We start from the raw sequence: 24,009 nt of genomic DNA, 5'->3' as shown, positions 1-24,009 counted from the left end.
TTTAATAAATAATTAGATGAATTTCACCTAATTCTTTTGCAAGATTTTTGCATTTTCATACCATGATGATTTAGTCGTTTTTCGTTTTAAAATTATATATTTTCATATGTTTAAAAAAAATCTAGTCTAATAAAAAGTCATTTCCTACTTGCTATACTGATCATCATATAGGAGTAGAGTGAATATTATGAAAGTCTCTGAATTACTTAAGAAAATGGCTTTAAAATCAGTATATCTTGATGATAATTTATGGAAAAAGCATACTGGATTGACTGCAATTGTTTTAGCTTTTACCCCCCTTGAAGATAAAAATGAAGATGAAGAAGTAGATAATGAAACTTTGAATTGCTTAATAATGGCATCAAGGTTAGATAATAAAAATATTAATAATTTATCGAGGCAATCTATTAGCATATTAAAGAAAGTAAACAAGTTACTTTCTCGTGAAGAACAAACCTACATTGCTACACTTGATGATGCCATTAAAGTGATAAGTGATAATAAGTTCAATTTGGTTTCTGAGTCTGTTAAAAAACATGTAGTGCATGTATTTTCTGCAATTAGTCAAATTTCCAAAAGTCAGCAAGACATTCCAGGTAGTGTTTTCCCAATCGATATACTTGATAGTGGTGAAACTTATCGATTTTATTTTCATGGGGAGAATTATCCAGATTATGCTGCACGTAGAGCAACTTTAGAACGCTTAAATATAGCCTTAATTAATATTTGGAATGATGCTATTGAAAACAAACAACTTGCTTTTTTCTTAGAAAATATACAGGCAGGACCATGCATAGAAGGAGCTACTCGCGAAGCTATGGCTAAGGTAGTAGGCGCTATAGAAAAGAGAATCTTACCTACTGACTTTGATACAGCAATGGCAATGTACTTTGCCCAAGCAGCGGCATTGTTAGCACGACTCAATTTGCCACAAAGTTTGATGAATATACATGATTTAATTTTGCAAATACATGGCGGAGAACGATGTACCCCTAAACTGAATACGCCAGAAGTTATTACCTCTAATACTATTAGATCTTATCTTAAAACTCTTGGTTATTACGATTTTCTATATAGAGTTGATATTGATGAGGCACATAGATGCCGAGATAAATTGGCCGATAAATTGAAAAGCTATTCTATTGCAGAAAGATTGAGTATATTACAAACAATTTCAACTTTTGCTCCCGCTGAAGTTTGTGCATCTTTGCAGCCATCGATTTATTCTTATAAGGAGCTCGGTCGGCTAACTGAAAAAAAAGATCTAACTTCAACAGAAGTGAATTCTTTACTGGGAATTTTACTCGCAACGAATAGCTTTAACACGCCGTTATTCAAAACTTCAGTTTTGGAAACTGCTTGGAATAATAGATCAACACTTGTAATAGAAGCTTTGCTCGAATGTCCCGAATTGGATTTCGCACAAATAGAAAAAAATACAAGCCTTAACTTATGTACTCTAATTTCTGCAAAAGAAGCAGATCAAAAGTATTTGATACAACTGTTACAAGCTGTTCCAGCTTTTGCAAATCGTTTCAGCTGGGAAATGTTAAAAAACTCAATAGCTAATTTCTTTTTGTATCCTTCTGGGCCAGAGGCCTTACGGGCTTTAATTTCAGCCAACCCTCAAATTGTAAAAACGATGACTGCCGACAGTTTACTCACAGTTGTACCTTACCTTAGGGAATATGTGCCGATATATATTCTCTTATTTATGAACATGGATGTAATGAAAACGGTATTAGAACTTAACCCTCTACTAATTGAGAACATTCCAATAGAAATGTTTTTTGAGATACCCAGAACATCTACGGTTTCTGTCCCTCGCCTGTTATATCGATTTTTTTTAAATGACGGTCATGCTGATGTACTCCTTAATATGTTACAAATAAGACCAGAGCTTGCGAAGCATGTAACAGCTGAAATGTTAGCAAAATTTGGTAATGTGTATGGGCCTGATGTCTATCCTAAATCTGTGCTGGGGCAGGCAATGAAACCAAATAATCATAAAAATGCCCAAGTATTGTTCAAAATATTAAGATTAAATCCCGAGATTAGCAAACAGATTACTAAAGAAATGCTTTGTAATTCCTATCCGGATGGTGGTTCTCTACTCTTTGAGTTGGTAGCTGACATTGCGTCATTTGTGATACTAGATCTATTGTTTAGACAAAATAAAATGCTAGAGCAATACATTACTGCTGAAGCATTATTCCGACAAAATACCGGCCTATATCCTGAATTCACACCTTTTCACTTAATGGCTGCCAATCCAGCCGGACATCCTCTTTTATTAGGCCTTCTTGCAAAGCGTCCAGATTTAATCGATTTCATCACAGAAAAAACATTATCAATGATACCTAAAGCATCTAAAACCCAAAAATCGCCTAAAACATCTCTGTCTGAAACGAAAGAGGGAGCTGAAATTTTAAAATTAATAAACATTAAATTTAGTCAAGAAAAGTCAAAAGAAAGTACACGTGAAAAAGAAGAATTAAATCCAGCTGACGTAAAACGTTACAAGACGGAACAAAGTATTGCAGCTCCTACATCGATTGCTAATAATCCTCACACTTTATATCCATCTGATATAAAAAAGAGACGAAATCCTGAACCAGCAGTCGAGAAGCCTGATATTGCTGTATCTGAAATACTCAAATTTTCTAAAACAGAGGAATTTGACGATAAACCTGATGACTCCAAAATTAATGGTGGTAAAAAATTATAAATTTTAGATAATTGATGAATTTTCAATAGTCGAGTTTGAGTACTTTTTAGCAGAATCTAATTGGGCAAATTTTAGATTAGATGAAAAATCCGAGCAAAAACTTAAGATCGTTTGAATAGCCTGCCTAAGATTCGCTATAATATTGTTGCATTTAATTTTAGGTAGTCAGTCTGCATGTCAAAAAAAACGCTATACCGCATAACTTTTGCTAATCAAGAAGCAATTTATGAAATTTATGCACGAAAAATATCCGAAAGTGAAATTTTTGGTTTTCTTGAAGTTGAGGATTTTGTTTTCGGGGAGAATACTTCTCTCGTTGTGGACCCCTCTGAGGAGCGTTTAAAAGTTGAATTTAACAGTGTAAAACGAACTTATATCCCTATGCATGCTGTTTTTCGCATTGATGAAGTTAACAAGCAAGGAATCGCTAAGGTTCGAGATAAGTCAGTAGAGGATGGTAAAGTAAGTATGTTTCCAGTCCCTAACAAACGTAAAGATTAACCCATTAAATCTTAGGATTCCTGATGTCTATTCCAAGCAAAATTAAAGAAGTCTATGAGAAATCGAGTTGCCTTTTTACTACTAAGGAAGTTGAAGCTGCTTTAGATAGAATGGCAATCAACATTCATGAACAGCTACATGACAAAAATCCAGTAATCTTATGTGTCATGATAGGTGGCTTAGTACCGATGGGCAATCTATTACCTCGTCTGGATTTCCCTTTAGAAGTCGATTATGTACATGCTACACGTTATTGTGGTGAAATCCGAGGAGGCGAGTTGCAATGGAAGGTAAGGCCGAGCCTTAGCTTGGCGGATAGAACCGTATTAGTGGTTGATGATATTCTTGACGGTGGGATTACATTAGCAGCCATTATAAGGGAAATTTCAGAGATGGGCGCTAAAGAGGTCTATAGTGCTGTATTGGTGGATAAATACCACAAACGTGATCCCGAGGGGTTAAAGCAAGCTGATTTTGTTGGCTTACAAGTTGATGATCATTACATTTTTGGTTACGGCATGGATTACAACGAATATCTGCGTAATGCACCAGGTATTTTTGTTGTTGACCCGGAACATGAATAATCGCTTTTATTGTAAGGTCATTGGTTAATGCCTTGACCTTACAATTTCTAACGCTCTCTCAATGCTGTTTCCCGAGCTTTCAAGATGGGTTTAAGTATATACTGTAATACGCTTTTTTTGCCGGTTAAAATATCAACTGTAGCCATCATTCCTGGGATGATATACAGCGGTTTTGCTTCCGTTCCCAGATAGTTTTTATCTGTTCTAACACGAATTAAATAGTACGTTTCCTCTTTACCTGAACTAGTCTTATCATCAGTAATGGTATCTGCACTGATTTGTTCAACTTTTCCGGCAAGCCCACCATAAATAGGAAATTCATAGGCTGTTAATTTCACAACAGCATTTTGCCCGGGATGTATAAAGCCAATATCTGAAGGTCTAATTTTGGCTTCAATTAACAACGTATCATCCAAAGGTACAATCTCAATAATGTCCATTCCTGGTTGAATCACCCCACCAATGGTATTCACCTTTATACGTTTAACAATTCCTTTAACAGGTGAACGCACTGTTGTTCGCACAAGCTTATCCTTTTCAGCACTTTGTGATTCACTAAGTGCTGCCAATTCCCCCTTGGCTTTATTGAGTTGTTCAAGTGCTTGTGATTTAAATTGATAAATTTTACCTTTTAACTCATTAACAGAACGTTCTAATCTTAAAATTTCAACTTCTGAAACAGCTCCTTTGGCAACAAGGGGCTTTGAAAGGGCGAGCTCCTTTTCTGCAAAACCTAAAGCTGAGGTAAGTTGATTTAATTCTTCTTGACGTGACGCATACAGTGCCTTCTCTGCGTCCACCAGATCAGCATTTTTTTTAGCGAAATCAGGAGGAACAGCCATTGGTTTATTATTCATTTCTGCTGATAGCCGTATAACAGCAATTTGCAAAGAAGCTATCTTCTTATCGACTTCATTAAAGGAAGCCATAAAGCGAGTATTATCAATTTGCATTAGGACTTGATCTTTTTGTACAATTTCTCCTTCTTGTACATAGAGCTTGCTAACAATACCACCTTCCAAATTTTGAATAATTTGAATTTGACTGGAAGGAATAACTTTTCCTTCTCCTGTGGTTACTTCATCTAAAATTGCGTAATGAGCCCATATTAAAGCACAGAATATAAATAATACGGCACTCCAAAGAATAATATGGGTAAATATACGAGATTTTTCTTCATTTTTCATGGGGCTGATCTCTCAACTGTCATGCCTGCTTTTAGTGCGGAAAGAACGGATTCTTTTGGTCCATCAGCAATTATTTTGCCATCATCAAGTACAATAATTCTATTCACAAGTTCAAGCATGGATATTTTATGAGTAACAAGTAGAAGCGTATGCTTTTTGGTCATATGAGCTAATAATTTCTGTTTAAATTGCCGTTCACTGTTATCATCCATTGCAGAGGTTGGTTCATCTAACAGTAGAATACTAGGATTTCTGAGAAGAGCTCTGGCAATTGCAACAGATTGCCGCTGTCCCCCTGACAACTCTCCCCCTTTCTCACCAACTTGCCTATCAAAACCATCAGGATGGTTATTTATAAAGGTTCCTACACCAGCAATGTTGGCAGCATTAATTAGTGATTTATCATCAATAAAAGGTGCCCCAATGCAAATATTTTCTCTGACTGTTCCATAAAATAATGATACATCCTGAGGCACGTAGCCAATTTGTTGCCGCAGATCATCCGGATTTATTTGATGATAATCAGTACCATCAAGCAAAATTAGTCCTTCATTTGGAAAATACAGCCTAAGAAGAAGTCTTGCCAGCGTAGATTTGCCTGAGCCAACACGACCAATAATGGCTATTTTTTCACCTTCAGTAATTTTAAGACTTATGTTTTTTAAAATAGGAGTAGGGGAACCCTCATAACCAAAAGATACTTGTTGAAATTCAATGTTCCCACGCAAGATAGGGCGATGCAGATAATGAGTACCCTCAACAGCATCAACAGGCAATTGCATCACATTGTTAAGCGACTTAAGTGCATTTACAGATTGGTAATAGCGCGTTAACAATGCTGCAACTTGCGACATAGGAGCTAAAGCCCGTCCTGTTAGTAATGTACAAGCAATTAGAGCTCCCATCGTGAGATCGCCTTTACTAATAAGATAGACACCAGCTATAACTGTAGAGATAGTAGCTCCCTGTTGGATAAGAGCAGTAAGATTTAAGCTTGTTGTGGACGTCATGCGTAATTTCATACCATTATTTGCTGCCAATTTAATGATTTGCTCCCAACGAGATTGTAAGGATGATTCCGCGCCAGAAATTTTTACTGCTTCAATGTTAGCTAGCGATTCGAACAGCACTGCCTGTTTTTCTGCAGCATAGCGAAAAGATTGTTTGGTTAAGTTAACCAAAGGCAATTGCAAGACAAAACCTATTAAAAAAATAATCGGAATAACTAACAAGGGAATCCAAAATAAGCTCCCGCCAATAAAATAGATCACCAAAATAAAAATAATAGTGAATGGTAAATCAACCAATACAGTCATAGTGCTGGAAGTAATAAAATCTCGAAAAATTTCAAAGGATTGAACCGTATTAGCTAGTGCTCCCACTGATTTGGGACGAACCTTCATGTTAATTCCTAATATTTGCTCAAATATATTTGCCGAGAGTTCAATATCACTTCGCTTACTTGCTATATCAATAAAATGTGAGCGTAATGTCTTTAATAAGACATCAAAAATAAACACCAAAGCGACGCCGCTAGCCAACACCCACATCGTATCAATCGCATGGTTAGGGACAACTCGGTCGTAAACGTTCATTGTAAAAAGAGGAATAACCAAAGCAAAAATGTTTATTAAAAAGGAGGCTACTATCACCTCAGAATAAGTTGGCCACATTTTTAAAATTACTTTCCAAAACCAATTTTTGGGATCTTTACCTAAAGTCTCTTCCGCTCTTGTGGTGTATTTATATTGGGGTTCGACGTGTATAGCCTGGCCAGAATATTGCGAGGAAATGGATTTTAGATCGGATATTTCTTCTGTTTTTTGTGGATGAATAACTTTCTGTTGGTCGATGAGTAGACAAGCATCACCATTTTTTAATAAAAGAATCACAGGTAAATGAGTGTTTATAATTTTATCAAGAGGCGTTTCCACCACTTCCGTTTGTAACGAAGCCCGACTTGCTGCCCGTGCAAACAAAGCAAGTGTTAATCGATTATTTTCCAATGGCAATCTGGCTACCAATGACTGTGGAGAATACGGAATTTGATAATAACGAGTTAAAAGCACAAGACACGATAATAAAGGATCGTGTTCCGGTAGCATTTGTAAATCGATGGTTGACCAGGATTGTCTTTTAAAATTAGCCATTCTTTCAGTAGATTATTTTTATTTTATTCAAGTATAGAATCAACTTTGAGAATTTTGCTAATTATTATTAATAATTTAGTTACAAAGAACAGGAGAAAGTTAACCTTACCCTTTGCTACTGTTTTGTAGCCATAAGAATTTTCTTGTTCCTTGCGGGGAATTGATTTAAAGCCGTTGATATTTGTTTATACAGTTCAGGGAGCCATCGTGGCTGTGCAAAATTAGAGGTAGCTGGTTTACCAACCCGTAAGTCATTGGGAGCAATAATCACTTTTACATGACTTAACCCTACTCGACGAGCAAGTAAAAAAAGTTGATCAATTGCTCTGTCTCCTACAGCTAAACAACCAACAGAAAGTGATTTGCCATGAAGAAAAATATTATTTCCTAAATTTTTTCGTCCATCTTTACTCGCCTGCAGCCTATCGAAATGATTCGGGTAATCAATCATCATGGATAAATGCATTGAGCTAAATGGATTAAACGTGATAAGGCGGTAAACACCCTCTGGAATTTGACCATCGCGTTCTTTCAGTTTGGGGCCTAATCGACCACTGAATGCAGTGAGAGGATAAGTATGAATATAGCGCCACGAGTCATTTTCATTTTTAGCCCATAACTCCATTTGTCTTTCTTTTTTAAAAGCCAAAAGAGCAACCTCTTGAGGTGGGTAAGCGACTCTGGAACGAGCAAAAAAACGCTTTAATTCAGGTTCAGTTCTTAGACCATAGCGATAGACCGCCTTATCAATTGCTTTATCCCAATTTAATTTGGGTGCCATACTTGATGACATAGAAGAAAACAAAATTAAAATAGATAAAAGCAGACTTCGCATAGTATTAGCTATATAAAAATTTTCGATATGTTAACAAAAAATAAACAGCGGAACAAATTGTTAGCCATTATTGCTATCTCTTTGACTTACATAGTAAAAAAACTAAAGTTCATCGTCAATTTGTATTTAGTTAAGTTTGTTTTTGCAAGTTATCTTGTACTTGCTTTGGTAATTGTTTAATCACAAAGCCCGGTGCTGTTGTCAGTTCGCCGGTAGAAGGTAATAGCCCATAATGATTAGGACACATAAATTTCACTTTGCCACCAGAATTTACTTTATAAAAGACATATTTATAATCGCAATAGGGCTGTTTACTAAAAGTCGCCACTTGAAGAATAGGCGTTCCAGGTAATCGATCTTCCACAAACCTGGCATTTATCCATAAATTACTCAACAAAAGAATGGCGCCAGTTACCACCAGTGCAGAAACCAATCCTGTCAGATAGTGTACAATAGTTTTTTTTGTTTTGGGAAGGAACGCAAACATAAAATACAAAATAGAGACAACAAGTACTACTAGATTCACAGAGTAGGTTGTGGCATGGAAATAATTAAAATAACTACCGAGAATCTCGCCACCTGAATCACGATATTCAAGCAATAAAGTGATAAGACTTACCCACAACGCGACGAGGATATAATTACTTCGTTTCAATATAAAACCTAAAATTAAAACTAACAATCCCAAGAGAGGGAGTAGTATGTGAATTATCTCCGCAATGTTAATCATTAAAATAATTCCTTATTTTCATATAATGATTAAGGCGTGTCTTCAATTGCTTTTGGAACAATTGCATGGCGAATAGTTTATCCTATTTAACGAACTCAATTGTTTGCCAGCCGAATTTACAGCCAGGTAAGTAATTGAGGACACACCTAAATTAGTCTTCTAGTGTAACTCAGACTAAAGCAGATGTCTCGAGTCCATTTAACCATCCATATCAAGAGGCGGTTCTTTTATTAAGAGTAAAATAGGCTCCACCTGAATTGGTAATTTCAGACGGATAGGTAATGGGGTTTGCCGCTGCAGAAATTGAGGTAAAGCTGAGCTTACATAAAATAAGGAAGCAGGATGCATTTTTGTAACTTCTTTTTTAAATTCTTGCGGCCTTGGAAGCTTTCGAGGATGAACACTGCCAAGCCATATTGGTTGGCGGAAATGCTGCAAATGATAATTTGAACGCCAAATTCGTAAAATTTGTACGGGATTTCCATCTTTAGGCTGATAAATCATCATTAAAACTGGTTTGCGGTTTAAATAGAGTTGAGCCATCAAAGGCAAATCCTGTGCGGAAGGTTGGCCGCTTACTCGTGTTAACAAGGAATTGAACAATGAATCATTGCGTTTTTGCCAGCCATATTTGGTTAGTGCTTGTTCCAGGCTAGCAATTGAACCGACATATTGAATATTGAAAACGCTAATATAATTCCCTATGCGATTCGCACGATAAATGGGAAGGAGAGGTTTTTGTTGATTCCACCAGAGCTCATCTGTGAAAACATATTGTGCTAAATACGGTTGATGAGCGCGTAGAGCTTGACGATAATGAAGGGCCCCACTAATACCCGCTACAAGCATTAATAGCAATAAAATTTTTAAAGGTCCATAAGTTGTGCACCTAATAACAGCTTTGTGGCGACGATAAAATAGCCAATGCAACAAACATAAGCTAAACCCACATAAGTAAGCTCCCAGACTATCAGTAATCCAGTTATCTCCGAGATACAAAGGTGCTAATCCCGCAAGAAATAGACTTATACCTAAAACAATCTTCACAAAACGGTTTACAAGCGTCACAGCATAGTGATTAAGATAAAATATCAATGCGGCAAAAAATGCTGTTGCGTATGTAAGACCAATTACAGGGAATGAATTATTTTGCTTATTTTCTAAAAGTCCTTGCGGTCTTGGGCTATCAACTAGCCAGTGAATAAATAGCAAAATGACTGTACAAGATAAACAGAGACTGAGCCAATAGCGCAAAGAACGCCAGTCGTTAAAATAAATTATTATAAAACTGACAGTCACTACTAATGCCAGCAAAGCAGAAGGACTAGCAGTTTGAGAAACAATAATAAAAAATATATCGAATGAATGAGTACGCAAACTTTGTAAAAAAAGATAAATTGATTGATTGAAATCCTCAATCCAGGCTCCGTGGATTACCAATCCGGTTAAAGTACAAAATGCCAGCGTACTTAATAACATTAAAACAACGAGGGCAGCCGTAGGATAATAATTAAGCTCATTGGCGGGCGTTAATAGTTTTACCATCCTTGCTAAATGAGGGTGATTATGTGACCAAGCCCAAAAACCGTGCAGGCCTATACGCAACAAACGATTAAGCCTAATAAACAGCCATTTCAATCCCACACTTAATAGCCATACTGCTGCTAATAATAATAGGACTGTAATAAATAGACGGGTAGCGCTCTCACGTGACAACTCGCTACTGGCAGCGCCAATTAAAATACCAGGAAAAACATACAAGATTGCCCAACCTATCGCAGAGCATATATTAGCAATAAAGAAACGCCATTGGCTCATACCCATCATCCCGGCAATGACAGGAATAATTGAGCGCAAAGGTCCAACAAAACGTCCAATTAAAACACTTTTTCCACCGTGACGAGCAAAATACTCTTTGCCAAACGCCAGCCAATTAGGATAACGGCTGAATGGCCAAACATTAACAAGGCGTTCACTAAAAGTGTAACCCAGCAAATAACTTGCACTATCACCCGCAATTGCTCCTAATGTCGCAGCTAAAAGTGTCAAATCAATGCGCATGACACCAGAGCCTGCAAGAATACCTATAGCAGTCATAGTGACCGAGCCAGGAATAATACTACCAACGATAGCTAAAGACTCGGCGAAAGAAACAAGAAAAGTGATTAGCAAGGCCCAATGAGGATGGGCGTGAAGCCAAATAGTGAGAGGATTAATATAATCAGCAAATAGATGCATGTTTAGCGTTCAAATTGAGTTAGAAACGTCTCAGTAAATTGTTTACTGACGCCCGCAATACTTACATTTGGAACATAATCGCTCATTTGGGTCATTTGTAACTTAGCAAATCCACAAGGATTAATACCTTTGAACGGGGTTAAATCCATGGCTACATTGAGAGCTATACCATGGTAAGTGCGACCATTTTTTACACGTAAGCCAATAGAAGCAATTTTCTTATCGTCCACATAGACCCCTGGCGCACCTTGCTGAGTAGATGCTTTAATGCGGTAGCAAGCCAGGAAAGAAATGATAACTTTCTCAAGTTGGCTAACTAAAGTTCTTATTCCAAGATTTTGTCGCCGAATATCCATAAGAATATAACCTACAAGTTGTCCTGGTCCGTGATAAGTAACTTGTCCGCCACGATCGCTTTGCACTACTGGAATGGCATTAGGATTGAGAATATGCTCAGATTTACCAGCCTGTCCCTGAGTATACACAGCGGGATGTTCAAGCAACCATAATTCATCGAGGGTACTTTCATTCCTTGCAGAAGTAAATTCCTTCATATTTTCCCAAACGGCAAAATAAGGTTGCAAGCCTAAGTTTCTAATATTCCACATCATAGTACCATTTTAATATCTGGATGCTGTGTTAATTCTATATATAGGGCGTCCAGAGTTATTTGACCATGCACATACAAAACAGCAGTAATCGCTAAATAATTCCCTTGTTGGCTTTCTTGGCAATTAATTGATTCCTCAGGCGTCTCAGGAAAATGTTTGAGGATGATAGCTAGAATCTCTTTAAGAAAGTCAGGTGAGTTCTTGCCTATGATTTTTACTGGAAAATCACAGGGAAATTCTATTAAAGATGTTTTCTCAGTCATGGTTATTATCGATCAGTTGTTGATATTTACTACTAATTTTTTCCCAAAAAATACCAGCTTTACCATCCGCAATAAGAGAATCATCAATACGCGTAACAGGATAAATTTCTTTGGTGGTACTTGTTATCCATACTTCCCTTGCCTCAAAAAGAGCACTTGTAGGAATTTTTTCCTCTTTTAAGGACCAGGATAGTTCATGAATCAGCTCAATGGTAATTTGACGTGTAATTCCTGGTAAACACATATTATTAAGAGGAGGAGTGTATACGGTACCTTCTTGATCTATTAAAAAAATATTGCTTGCACTTCCTTCGGTAAGAATACCTTTACGTGACAGAATGGCAGTATGAGCGCCTTTAGAAACAGCCTCATCATTAAGAAGAATATTAGCTATCAACGATGTTGTTTTAATATCACAGCGCAGCCAGCGAAGATCTTCGACAATATTCGCATGTAATCCAAGCTTTTTGATTTCAAAAGAAGCATAGGGATTGTGGAGCGTGTAAATAATAACCGTAGGTTTTAATTTGTCAGGAATATCGTGTTTACGGACACCTTGATTACCACGAGTAATTTGCACATAGAGTTGCATATCACCCGCGCCATTTTGCTGGATTAATTCGTTAAAAATGGCATTCCAATCAAGTTGCGGGTAAGGTATTTTGACATTTGCCAGGCTTGTATTTAATCGTTTTAAATGTCTAGCAACAAAAAAAGGGCGACTTTTATAAACCGGAATTACTTCATAGACAGCATCCGCAAACAAAAAACCTCGGTCAAACACCGAGATTTTTGCTTCAGAGGCAGGCAGATAATCGCCATTGATGTAAACAATGCCTGACATAAATACAGTCCTTTAACCGAACCAACGCCCAAATGCTAAACGAATAGAATCTTTCATGCGTGTAAAAATACCACCTTGTGGTACTTCTTGAAGAGCATAAAGATTTTGTGTTCCAAGAACATTATTATCAAATTGTATAACTAATTCGCCAACTTTATCACCTTTTTTGATCGGGGCTTCTAAATTTTGCGACATCTTTGTGTTAATACTCAATCGCTGATATTGACCATTAGGAATCGTTACAAATTGATCTTCGCGCAAACCAACGTTTAATTTATCTATACTTCCTTTATAAACCGGAACCTCAGTAATGGTTTGGCCACCTTTGTAAAGTTCATGGGTTTCGAAAAAGCGAAAACCATAATTTAATAAACGTTCACTATCATCTGCACGCGCCGTTTCAGTTGGCGAACCCATTACCACAGCAATGAGGCGCATGTTATCGCGTTTTGCTGAGGAAACAAGGCAGAAGCCTGCTTCATTCGTATGGCCAGTTTTAATACCGTCAACTTGACTATCACGCCAGAGTAAGCGGTTGCGATTTGGCTGACGTATTCCGTTGTAGGTAAACCATTTTTGCTTATACCAATCATAGTATTGAGGAAAATTAAGCACGAGAGCACGACCTAAGATGGCTAGATCCTTAGCTGTTGTATAGTGGTTTTCATCAGGCAATCCTGTGCTATCTGTGAAATGACTGTCTTTCATACCTAAATTTTGAGCCTGCTGATTCATAATCTCTGCAAAGCCAGGTTCACTACCACCCAAGTGTTCCGCCATGGCAACACAAGCATCATTACCAGAGTCAACAATAATTCCTTTTAATAAATCTTCAATTGCAACTTGCTGTCCTTCTTTTACAAACATTCTTGAACCGCCTGTTTTCCAGGCATCACGACTAATTCTAACCGAGTCAGTTAAGTGAATTTGCTCATTGTGAAGCGCATTAGAGATGACATAGAGGGTCATCATTTTAGTTAAACTTGCTGGCGGTAGTTTTTCCTCGCTGTTTTTTTCAGCAATGATTTTTCCACTATTCACATCAATAAGGATATAAGCTTTCGCATTAAGCGTAGGAGCAGATGGAGTAATCAATGGTTTATTATTAATCGGTGCTGAAGGGGGTACACTCGATAGACTAGCAGTGGGTAAAACATCTGCTGCATAAAAAATACCTGCTTTAACCAGTAAACTAGCTGCTAACAATATCCTGCTTGGTGAGAATGGTGACTTCATGTTTCTATACTCTACTCTTGGTTACAAAAAATGTTGTAATCTTATCACAGCCTCAATCCTGTAACCAAATTACATTGCAGGTATTTTAATGCGTTTTTTCTTTGTATATATTAAAAAAAAGAATATTAATTTTGAGTTTTTAAATAATGCGATTTGTTTATTTTTTTGCTTTTTTATTACTGAGCAGCTGTGCAACTGCTCCTGTAACCACTCCCTCGAACCATAAAACATTTTCCAGCCGGACTGCAAAAAATCAGACAACGGCCCGAACATCGACTAAATCCAGGTATGCGCAGGAAAATGATGGCGCTCCTACAGGACCTATTCCAACCTCATTCAAAGAGGCCAAACCAAAGTCCGAACCTTTCAGTCGATATGGTAATCCTGATACCTATGCTGTTGAAGGTCGTACCTATGAGGTATTAAAAAATTCAAGTGGCTATAAAACACGCGGAATAGCATCCTGGTATGGAACTAAATTTCATAAACAAAGAACTTCAAGTGGCGATAATTATGATATGTATGCAATGACTGCAGCGCATAAGACCTTACCGTTACCCACCTATGTAAAAGTAAAAAATTTGAGTAATGGTCGCGTTGCCATTGTTAAGGTAAATGATCGAGGTCCATTCCGTAATGATAGGGTTCTCGATCTTTCTTACGCTGCAGCAACAAAATTAGGTTTGCTCCCGAAAGGGACTGCTCCGGTTGAAATAGAGGCACTTAATACTGGAACGCGAGTCGCTCATTATTATGTTCAGGCTGGGGCCTTTAGTTCACAACAATTAGCAACGGCCTTACAAAGTAAATTAGCGAAATTAACGCCTTCACCAGTTATTATCGAAAAATACCAACAGCGCTTTATTGTAAGAGTAGGGCCTTTTGCCTCTAAGCAAATGTCTGATAGTTTAAAAAACAAATTAGCTGCCAATGGTGTTAACGGTTCTTTTTCATTATTGCGCTAGATTTCCTTCAACTGATGCCGAGTGGAGGATTGTTTCACTTAATGCTTACTAACTTACATTGAAAATAATCTGTAGTAACTTATTGGATGGATGGCGGCTCGCCTTCGTGCGCATGACAGATTTTTGTTCCGCACAGGAGGTAGAGTCTATTGTAGTTATTCATGACATGTATAAAAACTCTGTGCTATTCTCTAATCTTATTTTTCATTTTTTGCTTATAAATAAATCATGAAGGACCTAGAATTATCACTATAAATGAAATGATGACATCTGTAACAAGCATTAAGTTTTAAAAGAGAAGTATTAATGAGTAGAAGACGACAAAAATTACCCGCAGAAGCACAAATTACAGAAGTAGAAAAATTTAGCCACGATGGTCGTGGTATTGCTCGCATTAACGGAAAAACGACCTTTATCCAAGGCGCATTACCCAATGAAAAAGTTTCTTTTCAGTATACTCGTATCAAAAGCGATTTTGATGAGGGTAAGGTTATCTCAATTCTTGCAGCATCGCCTTCCCGTGTAGAGCCAGCTTGCCCACATTATATCCTTTGCGGTGGTTGTTCATTGCAACACTTAGACGAACAAACCCAAATTCATGAAAAACAAGCTTTATTACTGGATTTACTACAACGAGTTGGACATTGCACGCCAGAGAGAACATTAGCGCCTCTTGTTAGCGACAGTTGGCACTATCGTAATAAAGCTCGCCTGAGTGTTCGTTATGTTGCAAAAAAGCAAGCTAGTCTTGTAGGGTTTAGAGAAAAAAATAATCCCCGATTTATTACTGAGATCACGACATGCCCGGTAATGAATGAAAAAGTTGACAAAGAAATTATTAATTTGCGTCTACTAATCGATTCATTTTCAGATCCCAATATGATTGCTCAAATTGAAGTCGCGGCAGGAGATAATGAGATTGCTTTAATTTTTCGCAATCTTAGTCCCCTAACAGAGACTGATGAAGAGAAGCTTCGTGAATTTGGGCAAAGAACAGGTTTTCGATTATTTCTGCAACCTGGAGGAAATGACACAGTAGCTCTTTTTTACCCACAGGATAACTCGCCATTTTTAACCTATACTTTACCCAAGGAAAATATTGAGTTTTGTTTCCATCCTACTGATTTTACACAAGTTAATTCTAAGTTAAATCAATTAATGGTCTCTTTGGCACTTGAATTAATGGATTTAATACCTGAGGACGTTGTTTTGGATTTATTCTGTGGTTTAGGTAATTTTTCCCTTCCTATTGCCAAGCGATGCGCACAAGTAGTAGGTATTGAAGGGAGTGATACGATGGTTGCCAGAGCACAAATGAATGCTCAAGCCAATCATTTAACGAATACTGAATTTTTCTGTGCCGATTTGGAAAAACTTGATGCTGTAGCAAGATTGAACCACTATCGATTCACAAAAATTCTCTTAGACCCGCCCAGATCGGGCGCTTTAGAAATCGTAAAACAAATCGATGCACTAAAACCTCAACGAATTGTTTATGTTTCATGCAATCCTGCAACCTTGGCAAGGGATGCTGACATTTTGGTTAACCAAAAAGGTTATCGTTTAAAAGCAGCTGGTGTTATGGATATGTTTCCTCATACTGCTCATGTTGAATCGATAGCATTGTTTGAGAAAGGATAATAGACATGGTTAAAGTTAAAGAGGATACCCCTTGGTCAATCGATGGCAATATTGATGTTGAACAATGGTTACAGCAATTAGGTAGTAAAGGGTATTTTCAAGACTTGGATTTAATTCGCAACGCTTGCACTTTAAGCCAATTAGCAGGGCAAGATCATGCGACAGAAACAGGCGTTTCCTGTCTACAATTAGGTCTGTCAATGGCAGACGTCCTGGCCGATCTGGGTGTTGATCAGGAAACATTAACTGCGGCCATTATTTTTGAAAATGTCCATTATGCCGAATTATCGCTAGACGATGTTGAAGAACAATTAGGTCCTCACATTGCAAAGCTCGTGAAGGGCATTGAAAAAATGAGTGCGATGCACAATTTGCAGGCACTCAATAAATATCCGCAAAATAAGCATCAAATCGATAATGTTAGAAAGATGTTGCTGGCAATGGTCGATGATGTGCGTGTGGTTTTAATTAAATTAGCAGAACGCCTTTGCATCTTACGTACCTCAGGACAACTTCCTGAAGCAATGCGTCAACAAATAGCGACAGAAGCAATGGAAATTTATGCACCATTAGCAAACCGTTTAGGTATTGGTGCTATCAAATGGGAAATGGAGGATCTTTCTTTTCGCTACCTACATCCCGAGGATTACAAAGCAATAGCCAAAGGTTTAAAGGCAAAACGTCTCGATCGTGATCGTTACGTTGATTTTATTGTTGAAGAGCTCAATCGACAAATCCGTGCTACCGGTGCTCATCATTTTGCGGTTTATGGGCGTTCGAAACATATTCACAGTATCTATCGAAAAATGAAGCGTAAAAATGTGTCATTAGAGGAAATCTATGATGCAACGGCAGTAAGGGTTTTAGTGGAAACCAAAGAACAATGTTATGAAGTTTTAAGCATGGTTCATTCCTTGTGGAAACAAGTTCCCGTTGAATTTGATGACTATATTGCCAACCCCAAACCCAATGGTTATCAATCGTTACATACAGCTGTTGAAGGGCCTGAGGGACGTGTTTTTGAAGTGCAAATTCGAACCTTTCAAATGCATGATTTGGCAGAAATGGGGGTTGCTGCTCACTGGAAATATAAAGAAGGCGGTGTAAGTCAAAAAGAAAGCCATGAGCGTAAAATTGAATGGTTACGCGATGTATTGTCGTGGCATCAGGAAATGGCCAAATCCAAGGGAGTGTCTGAGGCTATTGAAACGGAATTTCTCGAAGACCGTGTTTATGTCTTTACCCCAGATGGGGACGTACTGGATTTACCTCAGGGCGTTACTCCACTTGATTTCGCTTATCATGTTCACAGTCAAATTGGTCATAGATGTCGTGGTGCTAAAGTAAACGGTACGATCGTTCCTTTAACCTATGAATTAAAAACTGGCGACAAAGTAGAAGTTTTAACCGGAAAAGACGAGCGCCCATCAAGAGATTGGATTAATCCTCATTTAAATTACTTAAAAACATCGCGAGCTAAAGCGAAGGTTTTGCATTGGTTTAAAATGCAGGATTACGACAAGAATAGGGACGAAGGTCACGAAATTCTAGATAAAGAATTAAAAACACTAGGGATCAAAACTGACCGGCTGAATGACATATTAGCTTCTTTTAATTTTAAACGTACCGATGATTTATTGGCTGCTCTTGGACGGGGAGATATCAAATTAGGACAAATTCTTAATAAATTATCGCCCACAGAAGCCGTTCCCCTTAGCGTTCAACAGATTGTCAAACCTCTGACTAAACCGGAAGTTTCCGGTAGTGACTTGCGTATCGAAGGGGTTGGTAATTTACTTACGCATATGGCTCGTTGTTGTCAACCCGTGCCTGGAGATGATGTCATTGGCTACATTACATTAGGACGAGGCGTATCCGTTCATAAGCAAGATTGTCCCAATATTATTCATGCAAGTCATAAACAAAAACAACGATTTCTCCAGGTTAATTGGGGAAGTTCTACACGAGATCACTATGTAGTCGATGTATTAATTAAAGCATTTGATCGAGGTGGTTTATTAAGAGATGTAACCTCATTGCTTGCAAATGAAAAAGCCCATGTTTATGCGCTACAAACCCAAAGCCATAAGCAAGATAACACTGCCCACATTAAGTTGACGGTCGAAATTGATGGACTAAATAGCCTCTCTCGCTTGCTGAGTAAACTAGAGCAAATACCCAATGTTTTAGAAGCTAGACGACAAGTTTAAGATTATTAGTTCATTCTTAAGATCTATAGTTAGAAATAGGGGCTTATAAGCCCCTATTTCTGCATTAGATAATTGCTTCTGTCAGTGAGCTTTCCTGGGTTTGTTTTTCCTTCATTGTCTCTAGTGTTTCACGACACTGATTTATAAAGCTCTCTTTAAGTTGCTTATTTTGAGCTCCCATAGACGGCAGTACTTCAAGCGCAGGAATTAAGTGCTCTAAGAATTGGCTACAATCCTCAATGGAATGTTCATGTTGTGGAGTTTCCTCTTTGGCAAGTTGTTTTTCCTTTTCAAGATGCAAAAGATTCATTGGAGAACCTCCTAACATTTGCTCAAAATAGGGCGTAATGAATGGGCTAGCCTGTAACTGTTCCTCACTACCATACCATTTTGTCAAGGCCTTTTTATATTCTGCTATTGCTTCAGGTTGTAAGAAATCAGCATAACTATGAATACCGTTAGGGAAATTTTTACCCAAATGGAATCGTGGTTTGACTCCAATTTCTGATAAATAGCTCAACAATTTTTTTTCAAAATTGGCAATACCTGGCGCATTAGGATGGGTAACAATATCAAGCGCTATAATATGTTCATCATCAGAACTGGTTGCACTCGTTGAAAGTCCGCCCGTTGTGCCTTTAATATAACGAGCATAAACAGCATAAGTAATAGGACACTCACCATGCTTGGCGCCTTCTTTTACTAACTCATCGATTTTTTGTAAAACTTTAGCGAGTAGAGCACCAGCTTCCTTATCTTTTACAGGTAAAAGATAGCTCACATCTCGCATCGCTTTAGGGAAAGCCACCTGATAATGTGTAATGCTGTTTTCATGATCAACGAGAGCTTTTGTGCCTCGAGTCCCTGTGATTGCCGCTGCAGCTAATAGTAAATACTGTGGCAAAAGTTTTATGAGCTTGCTATCTAGCAAGAAGTCTTGTACCGAATCACCAACTCGTACGCTCAATTCTTGTGCCCAAGAGCGAGCATCGGCAGTATAGGGCGGATCTTGAATCTTTGTACGAGCTTCCTGCGTATAATTCCACAAACGAATTTGCCATTTATCCAGTAAACTAAGATCATCATGCGGATAACCATAACTTGGTATGCCAATTAAACTAAAATATTGATTGTTGCTTAATAATTCGTCTAAATGAGACTTCATTTTTTCCACGGTGGAAAAGTTATGAATTGTTTCCTTCAGGTTAAATGCCTCAACTGTTTTAAGTTTCATACCAAGAACAATCCCGAGTGCTCCTGAATGTGCTGAACATAAGGTAGCGAAATCTTCATGGTCAGGGTTAATTTCGCAAATATTTCCATCTTGGTCACATATTCGCAAAGCAGTGATTTGCCCACTAAATGCAGATTCGTCACGACCAGTGCCATGTCCCCCCGTAGCAGCTAAGCCTACAGCACTCGCCCAGGAAAGCATGCTTGCCGTCCTCAAAGACAATCCTGATTCTCGAAGTTTTTGCGCAAGTGCAGCTATTTGCACACCGGCAGTAACCCAAACTTCATAGGTTCTTAAATGATCCAAAGGATTTTGAGAGTCTACAGGAGATTTGTGTTTAATTTCGCCTAATTTTTTAACTTTTTGATATTTAGGGCTAAAGCGAATAATGACATCCGCTGCAGAACCTTCTGAGAAAGAAAACGATTCGTTATAACGCTCTTCCTGCTCTTTTGCCCAAGGAAAGCAACACCACTCGCTTTCTTTATCAGCCCATCCTGCCGTTGCTCGCACAGTAATTTTACTTTCAGGGTATTGTGCGTTTTGTTTTTTAACAGCTTGCATTACTTCTTGAACTTGTTTTTCACTGTCTACCTGGACTACTACTGCTTTGCTTTTTTTTACATTTTCCATGTAGTTAGTCCAGGTTTTTACTTGATATGAAATTTTTTTAGAGTGGAGGTCATTTAAAAAATCTGCTTTCGAAGTTCCGGTAAATGGCATATTCTTTCCTTGAATAAATTTAAGCCAGAATTTTATACTGTCACGGCCAACAATACCTCGTCAATAATTTTTATACTTGGTTAGCCAAAAATTTATTTGCCACAATTGTCAAGGCGTGTGCATTCCTATTTTTATTGATAAGTTATAAATATTTCTTAAATAATCATATAGATAGTGAAATGAATGTATTTTTAAATTTACTAAAAAATATTAAAGTAAATTGTCGTACTGAAATATATTAAAAATTAATTTAAAGGAATAACAATGAAAAGTTATATAGGAATATGTAGTCTCTTAATGATGTTGTGGTCTCATGTCTTATTAGCCCATGGGACTTTAGAAATACCCATTTCCCGAGTTTATCAGTGTTTTAAAGAAAATCCTGAAAATCCTAAATCAAATGCATGTAAAGCGGCTGTAGCCGCAGGTGGCACTCAAGCATTGTATAATTGGAATGAAATTAATCAAGCAGCTGCCAATGATCGGCATCAAGATATCATTGCTGATGGGAAATTGTGCGCGGGCGGTCGAGATTTATTTAAAGGCTTTAATCTTGCCCGCACTGACTGGATGACATCCACTATTCGACCGAATGAAAATGGACATTTCATTTTTAGTTACATAGCCACTGCACCTCATAAAACTAAATACTTTAAATTTTTTGCCACTAAAAACAATTATAATTTTAGTGAGCCTTTAAAATGGTCTGATTTAGAAGACAGTCCTTTTTGTACTATTACCAATGTAACCCTGGAAAATGGTCATTACAAAATGGATTGCCCATTACCTGCTCGCCTTGAAGGAAAAAGAGTTATCTATGTCATATGGCAGCGTGATGATAGTACGGAAGCTTTTTACTCCTGCAGCGATGTATATGTCGATGCCATGTCCCAACCTATGTCCTGGTTTGAATTACAGGATTTTTATAACTCTGCTGATATTGCAGCCAATACCAAAGTGTTATTGCGACTATTTAAAAATGAGACTGAAATTGAAAATCATAGTCTCACTGTAGACGATACTAATAACACTGCTGCGCTATGGCCCATTGCCTTAGGAAGGGTAGTCAATGAACACTCCAATTTACTGCGCATTGGTCTCCTGGATCCTCAAACCGGTGAGGTTAGCTTATCAACAGGTCAAGCCAATAAAATCTACTTAAGCGACAATGCAATCCAAAACTACCACGTAGCTATAGATTTTACTGAGCCCAACAGCCAGGTAGATTACATCTATCCAGATAGTATTAGTTCTTATAAAGCTGGGACTATAGTGATGGGGCGCAATAACCATAACCGTTATCAATGCAAACCTTGGCCTTATTCAGGCTGGTGCTCTCAAGCTCCTGCATACTATGAACCTGGTGTTGGCCTTGCCTGGCAAGATGCGTGGACTTTATTAACGAACTAAACAAATTTAAGGTCGGGTTACTTAAGAATAAGGCCACCCGACCTTAGCCCGAACTTTCTTTCATTAAACGAGATTTAATATTCTGCCGTAGCCATTATTAAATTTTCTATTGTTAAAAAATAAAAAATAAAGATAATGGCAGCCACCTTTGTCTGCAAATGTTCATTTGAAAAGAAAATCTATTCACTCACTGCTTAAGGAAATATTGATGAGAAATTTCATTCTGTACCAAGATGGATCCTCCGATGATTACATTGCTTTATGTTTAATTACGGCTATGCTGCGTAAGTCCGGCGGTAAATTAGCGGGTATTATCACTGCAGGAACAGGTGAGGTTGATGCCAAATGTGGTTTGCAAAACGTTTTAGAAATATGCAATGCCTTAGGCCTTGAACAAATCATCTTAGGCCAAGGTGAAGATAAACGCATTAACCCTGAATTTGGTCAAAGCTTTCCAAGCTATATCCGATCGTTTATTGATACATTGCCTGCGCTCATTGGCTTAAAAAGCAGCCCCACCATTGATAAATTTCCTAATGCCGTTGAAAGTTTTCATCACATTATTTCGCAAAGCGATGAACCGGTTGTTATTATCGCAACCGGCCCTTTGACCGATCTCGATTTATTATTTGCAAACTATCCAGAGGATAAGAAAAAGGTTGAAATTGTCATGATGGGAGGTGCTATTCACGTTCCTGGCAACATTCAAGATTTAGATCCTCAAATTCCTAATAAAGTTGCTGAATGGAATATTTTTGCCGATATTGCTGCGGCTAGAAACGTGATTGCATCGGGTGTTCCATTACTTATGGTCCCCTTAGATGTGACACAACATATTCGTGTTACAGAAAATTTTTATAAGCAATTAGAAGAAATAGCGCAAAAACAGCCTACAAGTGCAATTTCCCTCGTTTATAAACTAATTACAGCTTTAAAAGTAGCGTTCGAAAAAGAACATCCAGAAATCAATTTCTTTCAAGTTTATTATCTATGGGATCCCTTTGCAGCAATGATTGCTCTAGAACCTGCCTTTGCTAAAATCGAGGAAAAGTATATTCAGGTTGTTCTGGAAACCGGGAAAACAGAAGAAGTTGAACAGTCTGCTGAAGGAGTAGGGCGTATTCGCGTGGCGACAGATATTGCCAAACCAGCAGAAGAGATCTTGAATCATTTAATCGAAATAATTTCTTCCTTGCCACCGCCATCCAATCAAAATGAAAAAGTAACGCCCTGGTGTGCAATGTTCGGTTCCGTCAATCCTCAAAAAACAGAAAATGCTGCTCAAGGAGAACCTTATTTGCAATTCCATAATTAACAAAAGTACAAGGATGATAGATGGTCTAAATAAGTCTGTCATCCTGCTTATACTATGTAATAGGCAGGTTAAATGAGGCTTAACACATTATGAAACGTAACTGGGATATGATTAGAGAGATTCTTTTACGCGTTGAAGAGCTAGAACCCAATGCGTTGTTAACCTTAGAAAGCTTCGCCAGTACGGAATATAATGAAGTTTCTTACCACCTTGAAATCTTGCAGGAAGCTGGATTGTTACACGGCACAATTCATAAAACACCAGGTGGCTCCACTCATAACTTCCATTTAATTCGCCTCACATGGCTTGGCCACGATTTGTTGGAATCGATTCGCTCCGAGACAACATGGCAAGCAATAAAAGAGCAACTTCATGCAAAAAATATAGGGATGAAAATCGACACGATTATGGCCATCGCTCAAACCCTCTCATCAAAATAGTAACGACCTGATTATCTTTTTTCTTACGCCAACATCATTCAAAATATTTTCTACATGCGTTCTGCGTGATCAATGCGTCTGATAATTGGTCATTATACATTTAAAATTACTTAATATTTTATTAATTTATTTTGTATATACTGATTATTAAATAAACCATTTGG

General features: G+C 37.8%; 19 protein-coding genes. 9 read left to right on the top strand and 10 right to left on the bottom strand.

The window, feature by feature from the left end:
* Nucleotides 1-187 precede the first annotated feature (187 nt).
* The 3 genes from PXX05_RS06020 (at nt 188) to PXX05_RS06010 (ending at nt 3,813) form a co-directional block, all read left to right on the top strand.
* Nucleotides 188-2,728, top strand: a complete 2,541-nt coding sequence (locus tag PXX05_RS06020) for a hypothetical protein (protein ID WP_275090159.1) — start codon at nt 188-190, stop codon at nt 2,726-2,728.
* Between the two features lie 174 nt (nt 2,729-2,902).
* A complete protein-coding gene (locus tag PXX05_RS06015) occupies nt 2,903-3,229 on the top strand; it encodes a DUF1820 family protein (protein ID WP_275090158.1) in 327 nt (108 codons plus the stop codon).
* 23 nt (nt 3,230-3,252) lie between these two features.
* Nucleotides 3,253-3,813, top strand: coding sequence for a hypoxanthine-guanine phosphoribosyltransferase (locus PXX05_RS06010; protein WP_275090157.1), 561 nt, complete (start codon nt 3,253-3,255; stop codon nt 3,811-3,813).
* 47 nt (nt 3,814-3,860) lie between these two features.
* On the opposite strand, the gene PXX05_RS06005 is transcribed toward PXX05_RS06010, so the two are convergent.
* The 9 genes from PXX05_RS06005 to PXX05_RS05965 all read right to left on the bottom strand — a co-directional run bounded on the left by PXX05_RS06005 (nt 3,861) and on the right by PXX05_RS05965 (nt 13,907).
* Nucleotides 3,861-5,000 (bottom strand): HlyD family type I secretion periplasmic adaptor subunit, encoded by a 1,140-nt coding sequence (locus PXX05_RS06005; protein WP_275090156.1) that lies wholly within the window; start codon nt 4,998-5,000, stop codon nt 3,861-3,863.
* Complete coding sequence (locus tag PXX05_RS06000; RefSeq protein WP_275090155.1) at nt 4,997-7,150, bottom strand: type I secretion system permease/ATPase; 2,154 nt, start codon at nt 7,148-7,150, stop codon at nt 4,997-4,999. The genes PXX05_RS06005 and PXX05_RS06000 overlap by 4 nt, the downstream gene beginning before the upstream one ends.
* 115 nt (nt 7,151-7,265) lie before the next feature.
* Nucleotides 7,266-7,985: a L,D-transpeptidase family protein gene (locus tag PXX05_RS05995; protein ID WP_275090154.1), complete on the bottom strand. Its 720-nt coding sequence runs from the start codon at nt 7,983-7,985 to the stop codon at nt 7,266-7,268.
* Nucleotides 7,986-8,115: 130 nt separating this feature from the next.
* The gene (locus PXX05_RS05990; RefSeq protein WP_275090153.1) at nt 8,116-8,715 is read right to left on the bottom strand and encodes a type I secretion system protein LssZ; all 600 of its coding nucleotides are present in this window, start codon (nt 8,713-8,715) and stop codon (nt 8,116-8,118) included.
* Nucleotides 8,716-8,913: 198 nt separating this feature from the next.
* A complete protein-coding gene (locus PXX05_RS05985; protein ID WP_275090152.1) occupies nt 8,914-10,953 on the bottom strand; it encodes a VTT domain-containing protein in 2,040 nt (679 codons plus the stop codon).
* Nucleotides 10,954-10,955: 2 nt separating this feature from the next.
* Entirely contained in the window at nt 10,956-11,561 is a 606-nt protein-coding gene (gene lipB, locus PXX05_RS05980; protein ID WP_275090471.1) for a lipoyl(octanoyl) transferase LipB, read from the bottom strand.
* Nucleotides 11,561-11,827 carry an HP0495 family protein gene (locus PXX05_RS05975; RefSeq protein ID WP_275090150.1) on the bottom strand — a complete coding sequence of 89 codons (267 nt, stop codon included), beginning with the start codon at nt 11,825-11,827 and terminating at the stop codon, nt 11,561-11,563. Before PXX05_RS05975 ends, lipB begins: the two co-directional genes overlap by 1 nt.
* Entirely contained in the window at nt 11,820-12,671 is an 852-nt protein-coding gene (locus tag PXX05_RS05970) for a D-amino acid aminotransferase (RefSeq protein WP_275090149.1), read from the bottom strand. The genes PXX05_RS05975 and PXX05_RS05970 overlap by 8 nt, the downstream gene beginning before the upstream one ends.
* Nucleotides 12,672-12,683: 12 nt before the next feature.
* Nucleotides 12,684-13,907: a D-alanyl-D-alanine carboxypeptidase family protein gene (locus PXX05_RS05965; RefSeq protein WP_275090148.1), complete on the bottom strand. Its 1,224-nt coding sequence runs from the start codon at nt 13,905-13,907 to the stop codon at nt 12,684-12,686.
* A gap of 146 nt (nt 13,908-14,053) precedes the next feature.
* Between PXX05_RS05965 and PXX05_RS05960 the strand changes: the two genes are divergently transcribed.
* From PXX05_RS05960 to relA, 3 genes are all read left to right on the top strand, one after another.
* The gene (locus PXX05_RS05960; RefSeq protein ID WP_275090147.1) at nt 14,054-14,872 is read left to right on the top strand and encodes a septal ring lytic transglycosylase RlpA family protein; all 819 of its coding nucleotides are present in this window, start codon (nt 14,054-14,056) and stop codon (nt 14,870-14,872) included.
* A 306-nt stretch (nt 14,873-15,178) separates the two neighbouring features.
* Nucleotides 15,179-16,513 carry a 23S rRNA (uracil(1939)-C(5))-methyltransferase RlmD gene (gene rlmD / locus PXX05_RS05955; protein ID WP_275090146.1) on the top strand — a complete coding sequence of 445 codons (1,335 nt, stop codon included), beginning with the start codon at nt 15,179-15,181 and terminating at the stop codon, nt 16,511-16,513.
* A 5-nt stretch (nt 16,514-16,518) separates the two neighbouring features.
* A complete protein-coding gene (gene relA, locus PXX05_RS05950) occupies nt 16,519-18,723 on the top strand; it encodes a GTP diphosphokinase (protein WP_275090145.1) in 2,205 nt (734 codons plus the stop codon).
* A gap of 64 nt (nt 18,724-18,787) precedes the next feature.
* Here the strand turns inward: relA and PXX05_RS05945 are convergent, their stop codons facing one another.
* Nucleotides 18,788-20,680 (bottom strand): FAD-binding protein, encoded by a 1,893-nt coding sequence (locus PXX05_RS05945; RefSeq protein ID WP_275090144.1) that lies wholly within the window; start codon nt 20,678-20,680, stop codon nt 18,788-18,790.
* Nucleotides 20,681-20,944: 264 nt separating this feature from the next.
* Between PXX05_RS05945 and PXX05_RS05940 the strand changes: the two genes are divergently transcribed.
* The 3 genes from PXX05_RS05940 (at nt 20,945) to PXX05_RS05930 (ending at nt 23,845) form a co-directional block, all read left to right on the top strand.
* Nucleotides 20,945-22,090 carry a lytic polysaccharide monooxygenase gene (locus PXX05_RS05940; protein ID WP_275090143.1) on the top strand — a complete coding sequence of 382 codons (1,146 nt, stop codon included), beginning with the start codon at nt 20,945-20,947 and terminating at the stop codon, nt 22,088-22,090.
* Nucleotides 22,091-22,298: 208 nt separating this feature from the next.
* Complete coding sequence (locus PXX05_RS05935; protein ID WP_275090142.1) at nt 22,299-23,405, top strand: nucleoside hydrolase; 1,107 nt, start codon at nt 22,299-22,301, stop codon at nt 23,403-23,405.
* Between the two features lie 89 nt (nt 23,406-23,494).
* Nucleotides 23,495-23,845, top strand: a complete 351-nt coding sequence (locus PXX05_RS05930; RefSeq protein WP_275090141.1) for a DUF2513 domain-containing protein — start codon at nt 23,495-23,497, stop codon at nt 23,843-23,845.
* Nucleotides 23,846-24,009 lie beyond the last annotated feature (164 nt).

Source organism: Legionella cardiaca (assembly GCF_029026145.1).
Lineage (GTDB): Bacteria > Pseudomonadota > Gammaproteobacteria > Legionellales > Legionellaceae > Tatlockia > Tatlockia cardiaca.
Note: the sequence above shows the minus strand (reverse complement) of the source record. Positions and strands in the feature narration are given on the sequence as shown.